Source organism: Occallatibacter sp. (genome assembly GCF_049582745.1).
Classification (GTDB): Bacteria; Acidobacteriota; Terriglobia; order Terriglobales; family Acidobacteriaceae; genus Telmatobacter.
Genome location: NZ_JBAUUO010000104.1, coordinates 22,344 through 29,220 on the forward strand (window position 1 = coordinate 22,344; position 6,877 = coordinate 29,220).

The following is a 6,877-nucleotide window of genomic DNA, read 5'->3' on the forward strand; positions in this document are numbered from 1 at the left end:
ATCAGTTGTTCTCGTCAAGCGCATGCAGCCTTCCAGTAGCGGCGCCGACAACTTGTTTGAATAAGGCGGTTTTCTGTATAGCGACAAATTCGTGCATCGTTTCAGCGAGGTAATCCAGCATCTCCGCGGTCAATCCGGGATAGACGCCGACCCAGAACACGTTGTTCATGATGAATTCCGTGTTCTTCAGGTCGCCGACGATTCTGTATTCGCTTTCCTCGTAAGCGGGCTGCCGAAGCAGGTTCCCCCCAAACAAGAGCCGTGTCCCAATCTTTTTCGCCTCCAAGGCGCGCACGAGGTCCTGGCGCGTGAATGGCGCCGACTCGCGCACACCGATGAGGAATCCGAACCACGACGGGTCCGAGCCGGGCGTCGCCTGCGGGAGCATAAGGCAATCCTGCAACGGCTCCAAAGCATTGAAAAGATGTCGAAAGTTTTCATTTCGCCGCTCGACGAAGTGCGGCAGTTTCATGATCTGCGATGACCCGAGCGCAGCCTGCATGTCGGTGATTTTCAGGTTGTAGCCTATATGCGAATAGATGTACTTATGGTCATAGCCGCAGGGAAGAGTGCCCTGTTGCCATTCGAATCTCTTGCCGCAGGTGTTGTCCTTCCCGGGGTCGCACCAGCAGTCTCGTCCCCAGTCGCGGAATGACTCGATCAGCAGTTGCAGATTCGGCTTGTCGGTGAGCACGGCTCCGCCTTCACCCACGGTGATGTGGTGCGCAGGATAGAAGCTCGCTGTGGCGATGTCGCCGAAGGTGCCCACATGTCTGCCCTTCCATTTCGCCCCGAGGGCGTCGCAGCAATCCTCGATCAGCCACAGGTCATGCTTCTTGGCGAAGGCCGAGACCGCGTCCAGATCGAAAGCGTTGCCCAGCGTGTGCGCTACCATGATGGCGCGCGTCTTGTTGCTTCGCGCCAACTCAAGCTGAGTCACATCGATCTCGTAGGTTGGTAGCGTCACATCCACGAAGACCGGTATGAGCCTGTTCTGGATAATCGGATTGATCGTGGTAGGGAATCCCGCGGCAACCGTGATGACCTCATCTCCTGGCTTCAGCCGCCGGTCGCCCAGCTTAGGCGAAGTAAGGGCGGAGAGCGCCACAAGGTTTGCCGATGATCCCGAATTGACGAGGGACGCGCTGCGCACGCCCACAAAGCGCGCCAGTTTTCGTTCAAAGTCCTCGGCAAAACGCCCCGTGGTGAACCAGGCATCGAGGGCGGACTCGACCACCGCGCTCACATCGGCCGCGTCGATTACCTTGCCGGAAACCGGGATGGGCGTGACTCCGGGCTTGAACTCCGATGCCGGGAAGGCCTCGTCAAAATACTGGGCCGTGAGGTTTAGAATTTGCTGCCGAAGCTGTCCACTGACATTAGTCATCGGGGTCCACTCCCCAAGCATACCCAATCGAATCACCGCAGTGTACTGTATTAGTCAAGGAAAGCCACCAACGTACCTAGTTGTATTCTGCCTGCCGTGCAGTTGTCTGTTAATCGGCAGCAAGGGGATGAAATGAAAGCAGTTATCCTTGCCGGCGGTCTCGGCACGCGGCTCAGCGAAGAGACAGTTCTTCGTCCCAAGCCGATGGTCGAAATCGGGGGCCGGCCGATCCTTTGGCACATACTCAAAATCTACTCGCAGCACCAGATCAACGACTTCATCATCTGCTGCGGTTACAAGGGCTATCTCATCAAGGAATATTTCGCGAACTATTTTCTCCACATGTCCGACGTGACCTTTGACATGCAAAGAAACCAGATGGAGGTCCACCAGAGCGTGGCAGAACCCTGGCGCGTGACCCTCGTCGATACCGGTGAAACCACCGGCACAGGCGGACGTTTGCTCAATGTCGCTCGCTACCTGGAGGGCGAAGAGGTGTTCTGCATGACCTATGGCGATGGCGTGAGCGACGTTGACATCACTGCCTCCATCGCCTTTCACAGGAAGCACGGCAAACAGGCCACCATCACTGCTGTGCATCCCGCTGCCCGCTTCGGCGGCCTTAGCCTCGAGGGGACCGAAATCACAGCTTTTCAGGAGAAGCCCAAAGGCGAAGGTGGGTGGATCAATGGCGGTTTCTTCGTCCTTTCGCCATCGGTAATCAACGAGATTCCCGACGAGGCCACGGCGTTTGAAGGTGGGGCGATCCAGAGACTCACCGCCAGAAAACAGGTGGAGGCCTACTTCCACTATGGCTTCTGGCAGCCTATGGACACCCTTCGCGAAAAGCAGCGACTGGAGGAACTCTGGGCCAGCGGGAAGGCACCGTGGAGGACATGGTGACGCCCTGGCAGGGGCGCCGCGTCTTCCTCACCGGCCACACTGGATTCAAGGGCGGTTGGCTTGCTCTATGGCTTGCCGCGAAGGGTGCACACGTCAGAGGCTACGCTCTCGATCCGCCATCGGAGCCTAACTTGTTTCATCTGGCTTCTGTTGCCGATGTACTCGAAGATGTTCGCGGCGACATCCGGGACTATCCCAAGCTGGAGGCCTCACTTACCGGCTTTGCTCCCGAGGTCGTCTTCCACCTCGCCGCGCAGTCTTTGGTGCGCCGTTCCTATGCTGATCCGCTCGGCACCTACGACACAAACGTGATGGGCACGGCAAACCTGCTTGAGGCAGTGCGGAAGTCTGCCAGTGTTCGAGCCATTGTATGCGTCACGACCGACAAGTGCTATGAGAATCTCGAAACGGGCCAGTCTTACCGCGAATCCGACCCGCTCGGGGGGCATGATCCCTATTCCTCCAGCAAAGCTTGTGCCGAGATTGTGGTGGCAGCCTATCGCGATTCGTACTTTCCCTTGGATCGAATCGGCGGACATCATGTAGCGATTGCCACGGCCCGAGCCGGCAATGTGATCGGCGGTGGTGACTGGTCAGAAGATCGCCTGATTCCCGACCTGATCCGCGGATTTGGTTCGGGCAAGCCTGTGCTCATTCGCAATCCCAAGGCAATTCGCCCGTGGCAACATGTGCTCGAACCGCTGCACGGTTACATCATGCTCGCGGAGCAACTTCTGGCCGCTCGAACAGAGGCGGCCTCCGCTTTTAACTTCGGCCCCAGGGAAGCCGAAGAGTGGCAAGTTGAGCGAATCGCAACGAAATTCGCTGCCATGTGGGGGGAAGGTGCATCATGGTCGGACGATTCGAGTGAGAGCGTTCATGAAGCTCACACTCTGCGTCTCGATTCTCAGAAGGCACGCACCGTTCTGGGATGGCAGCCACGTCTGAATCTCGAGACCACATTTGAGTGGACGCTCGATTGGTATCGGCGCTGGAATAATGGGGCGAACATGGCACTGGGAACACAAGCCCAAATCGCAACTTACGAAGGCTTGGATCATTAATCTCGACCTTCCCGAGAGAAGGCGAGGCCGGAATCCCAACCAATCCCGTAGGTTTCTCCAACCAAATTGTGACCGTTGTCATCATCCGGCCGGCTCTCTTATTCTGCTCGCAATTTGCATCCTTCACCTTTCTGTACGTGCGGCGGCCGAAGTCGACTGTGGCTGCAAATGCTATCGAATCTTCTTGAACGATTTCTGCATCCTGGCACTCAGAAAGCGGGAGCAGGACAGTTTCGCCGTCGCTGGTAAACTCGTTACCGTGCCAGATCAGCAAAAGCCGCCCGTATTCCTACTCGACGCGATGTCGTTTATCTTTCGCGCATATCATGCGATGCAGCGCAGCAGACCTATGTCGACGCGGTCCGGCCTGCCTACGGCGGCTACGTACGTCTTCGTCAACATGATCAAGAAGCTGCGCCAGGATTTCACCCCGCGCTACTTTGCCGCCGTCTTCGATCCCAGCGGTGCAGTCTTTCGCGACGAACGCGCCCAGGCTATGGGAATGCTGCGCAAGTGGAACTCGAAATTGCAGAGCTTCGAAGATGTGAGCTATGAGGGCTACAAGGCAAAGCGTGAATCCATGCCCGATGATCTTCGACGGCAGATCCCTTACATTCGCCGCTCTCTCGAAGCGCTGCATATTCCGATTCTCGAAGCCCAGGGATTTGAGGCAGACGATGTCATCGGCACTTTGGCTCGCGAAGCCGCCGAGCTTGGTCACGAAGTCTTCATCGTCTCCGGCGACAAGGACATGATGCAGCTCGTTACTGAGCATGTGAAGGTGCTGAATCCGCAGAAAGACAACCTCATCCTTGATGCCGCTAAAGTAACCGAGGTCCTCGGCGTCCCTCCGGAAAAGGTCGTCGACGTCATGGCTTTGCGAGGCGACACCGTCGACAACATTCCGGGTGCACCGGGAATCGGCGACAAGGGAAGTGTCGACCTGATCGTCGAATTCGGAAGTGTGGAAGCTGTTCTTGATCGTGCTTCAGAGGTTAAGCGCAAAAGTTACCGCGAATCGCTGGAACAGAATCGCGATGCGGTGTTGCTTTCAAAGGAATTGGTCACCATCGATTGCCATGTTCCGCTCCCGCTCGATCTGAAAGCCATGGAGACGATGGAACCGGACCTGGAAGCCTGCCGCATTCTCTTCAGCGAGCTCGAGTTCACGTCGATGCTTCGCGAACTTGCGCCCTCTGCGTCTGCGCCCGCGATCGAGCTCATTGACAAAGCCACCAAACAACAGGAGACGGAATTTTACGGAGCGGCTCGCAAAAACGGCTTTGCATTCGCCTTGGCCGCCAAGGAACCAACGGAGGTGGAGCCGGAATCCGATGAGCAACCGGTTCCACAGACCATGTCGCTGCTGGATGTTGTCGAAGAGGCTGAAAAGAAGACGGAATCGAGCATCGGTGTCAGTGCCGAAGCCGGCAAAGGTCTTTGCCTCCCGCTGACGCCTGAGCTGAAGGATTTGCTTGAAGATCCAGCCGTGCCGAAACGGGTGCACGATCTAAAGCTCGCGCTGCATGTTCTGGGCGGTCTTGAGATCAATCTGCGGGGCAAAATCGATGACTCAATGCTGCTCTCTTACGCGCTGAATCCGACGCACACCACGCAGACCCTGGCCGATGTAGCTGCGCGACACAACCAGTCCGCACCAAATTCTCTGCCGGCCGCTGCCGCTGCAACACAAGCTCTGGTGACCGATCTTCGTACTGAAGCCGAACGCTCCAATGTCACAAGAGTCTATGAGGACATAGACCTGCCTCTCGCGCCGGTTCTGTTTCGCATGGAAAAGAACGGGGTTCGCATCGACACGTCAGTTCTTGACGGGCTTTCCAGGCGATTCGGGAAGGAACTTGAGCGCGTCGGTGAGCGCATCTTCACTCTAGCCGGCCGCCGCTTCAACATCAACTCGCCCAAGCAACTCGGCGAAGTGCTCTTTAAGAACTTGGGTCTTCCGGTGCCGGTGAAGTATGGCAAGGGCAAGACTGTCTCTACCGCGCAGGACGTGCTTGAAAACCTTGCTGAGACCAGCGAGGTTCCGCGGCTCGTCCTCGAGTTTCGGCATCTTTCCAAGCTCAAATCAAACTATGTCGACTCGTTGCCGCTGCTCGTTGATTCCGACTCGCGCGTTCACACCACCTTTCAGGCTGCAGCTACTGCAACGGGGCGACTCTCATCCGTTAATCCGAATTTGCAGAACATCCCAATCCGCACCGAATTGGGGCGCGAAATCCGTGCTGCATTTGTCGCTGCACCCGGCACGGAACTTCTCTCCGCAGACTACTCGCAGATCGAGCTGCGGCTCCTCGCACACTTCAGCGGCGATCCGCTCCTTGTGCGTGCCTATCAGAACAACGAAGACATCCATACTCTCACAGCGAGCGAAGTATTCGGTGTTGCTGCTGACACAATGGACAAGGAGACGCGCAATCGCGCCAAGGCTGTGAATTTCGGAATCGTGTACGGGATCTCTCCCTTTGGCCTCGCTGCGCAATTGGGCATTGCCCAGGCCGAAGCAAAGGCCTACATCGATCGCTACTTCGCACGCTACCGGGGCGTGAGGGCTTTTATCGAGAAGACCCTGGAAGACACGCGCCGCGATGGCGCGGTGCGCACACTCTTCGGACGCGTCCGGCCCATTCCCGACATCGCGAGCCGGAATCCGAATTCCCGCGGATTTGCCGAGCGCACCGCCGTCAATACGCCTCTGCAGGGAACGGCGGCCGACCTGATCAAGCTGGCGATGATCGCACTCGATCGGAAGCTAACCGAGCGCAAGCTGAAAACCCGCATGGTACTGCAAGTTCACGACGAACTGCTTTTTGAGGTTCCCGCAGCGGAAAAAGAAGAAGTGTCAGAAATGGTCCGCGGTGAGATGGAGGGAGTGATCAAGCTCATTGTGCCCCTGATTGCCGACCTGGGATTCGGTCCCAACTGGCGCGATCTTTAGAGAGATTCAAGCCTGGTTATCTATGAATTACTTTGGGTTGTTGCCGGGGCCCGTGCCACCTGATCCTGCAATACGCGGGGGCTCCTAGAGCATTTTCATAATTACTGTACTCCGTAACCGCAGTGCCGGAAGAACGCCTGCGCGTTTTGGGGAGTGATGGCGTCGATGGCGCGCGCGATGGCTGGTTCCAGCTGATCGAGCGCGCGGGCCTTCACAGCTCGCAGGAGTTGTTTCAGCTTGGACCAGGCTTGCTCAATGGGATTGAAATCGGGCGAGTAGGGCGGCAGATAGAGCAGCTGCGCACCACGGCTTTCAATCAGTCCACGCACTCCCTCCACCTTGTGCGCGCTGAGATTGTCGAGGACGACAATGTGGCCAGGCTGCAACTTTGGCCCGAGCACCTGTTCCAGAAAAGCCAGAAATACATCGCCGTCGGTAGACGATTCAATGGTCATGCTGGCCAGCATGCCATCCAGGGTCAGCGCCGCCAGCACCGTCAGTGTGCGCCAGTGGCCTGCCGGAACCGCTTCCGACACTCGTTCCGGACGCGGCGCCCAACCATAGCGG

The 6,877-nt window shown here is 57.4% G+C and carries 5 protein-coding genes; 3 read left to right on the top strand and 2 right to left on the bottom strand.

The features are described from left to right. Position 1: 1 nt before the first annotated feature. Positions 2-1,387, bottom strand: a complete 1,386-nt coding sequence (gene rfbH / locus WCA10_RS16135) for a lipopolysaccharide biosynthesis protein RfbH (RefSeq protein WP_472823538.1) — start codon at positions 1,385-1,387, stop codon at positions 2-4. Between the two features lie 132 nt (positions 1,388-1,519). Between rfbH and rfbF the strand changes: the two genes are divergently transcribed. The 3 genes from rfbF to polA all read left to right on the top strand — a co-directional run bounded on the left by rfbF (position 1,520) and on the right by polA (position 6,310). Continuing rightward, entirely contained in the window at positions 1,520-2,290 is a 771-nt protein-coding gene (gene rfbF / locus WCA10_RS16140) for a glucose-1-phosphate cytidylyltransferase (protein ID WP_472823539.1), read from the top strand. Continuing rightward, positions 2,284-3,354: a CDP-glucose 4,6-dehydratase gene (gene rfbG / locus WCA10_RS16145; RefSeq protein ID WP_472823540.1), complete on the top strand. Its 1,071-nt coding sequence runs from the start codon at positions 2,284-2,286 to the stop codon at positions 3,352-3,354. The genes rfbF and rfbG overlap by 7 nt, the downstream gene beginning before the upstream one ends. A gap of 184 nt (positions 3,355-3,538) precedes the next feature. Beyond that, positions 3,539-6,310 carry a DNA polymerase I gene (polA, locus tag WCA10_RS16150; RefSeq protein WP_472823541.1) on the top strand — a complete coding sequence of 924 codons (2,772 nt, stop codon included), beginning with the start codon at positions 3,539-3,541 and terminating at the stop codon, positions 6,308-6,310. A 101-nt stretch (positions 6,311-6,411) separates the two neighbouring features. Here the strand turns inward: polA and WCA10_RS16155 are convergent. Continuing rightward, positions 6,412-6,877: IS630 family transposase (locus tag WCA10_RS16155; RefSeq protein ID WP_472823542.1), on the bottom strand; the 466-nt coding region annotated here is incomplete at its 5' end.

Excerpts from the sequence above, each read along its gene's own strand:
- rfbF (WP_472823539.1), top strand. The coding sequence starts at position 1,520 with ATGAAAGCAGTTATCCTTGCCGGCGGTCTCGGCACGCGGCTCAGCGAA.
- rfbH (WP_472823538.1), bottom strand. The coding sequence starts at position 1,387 with ATGACTAATGTCAGTGGACAGCTTCGGCAGCAAATTCTAAACCTCACG.
- rfbG (WP_472823540.1), top strand. The coding sequence starts at position 2,284 with ATGGTGACGCCCTGGCAGGGGCGCCGCGTCTTCCTCACCGGCCACACT.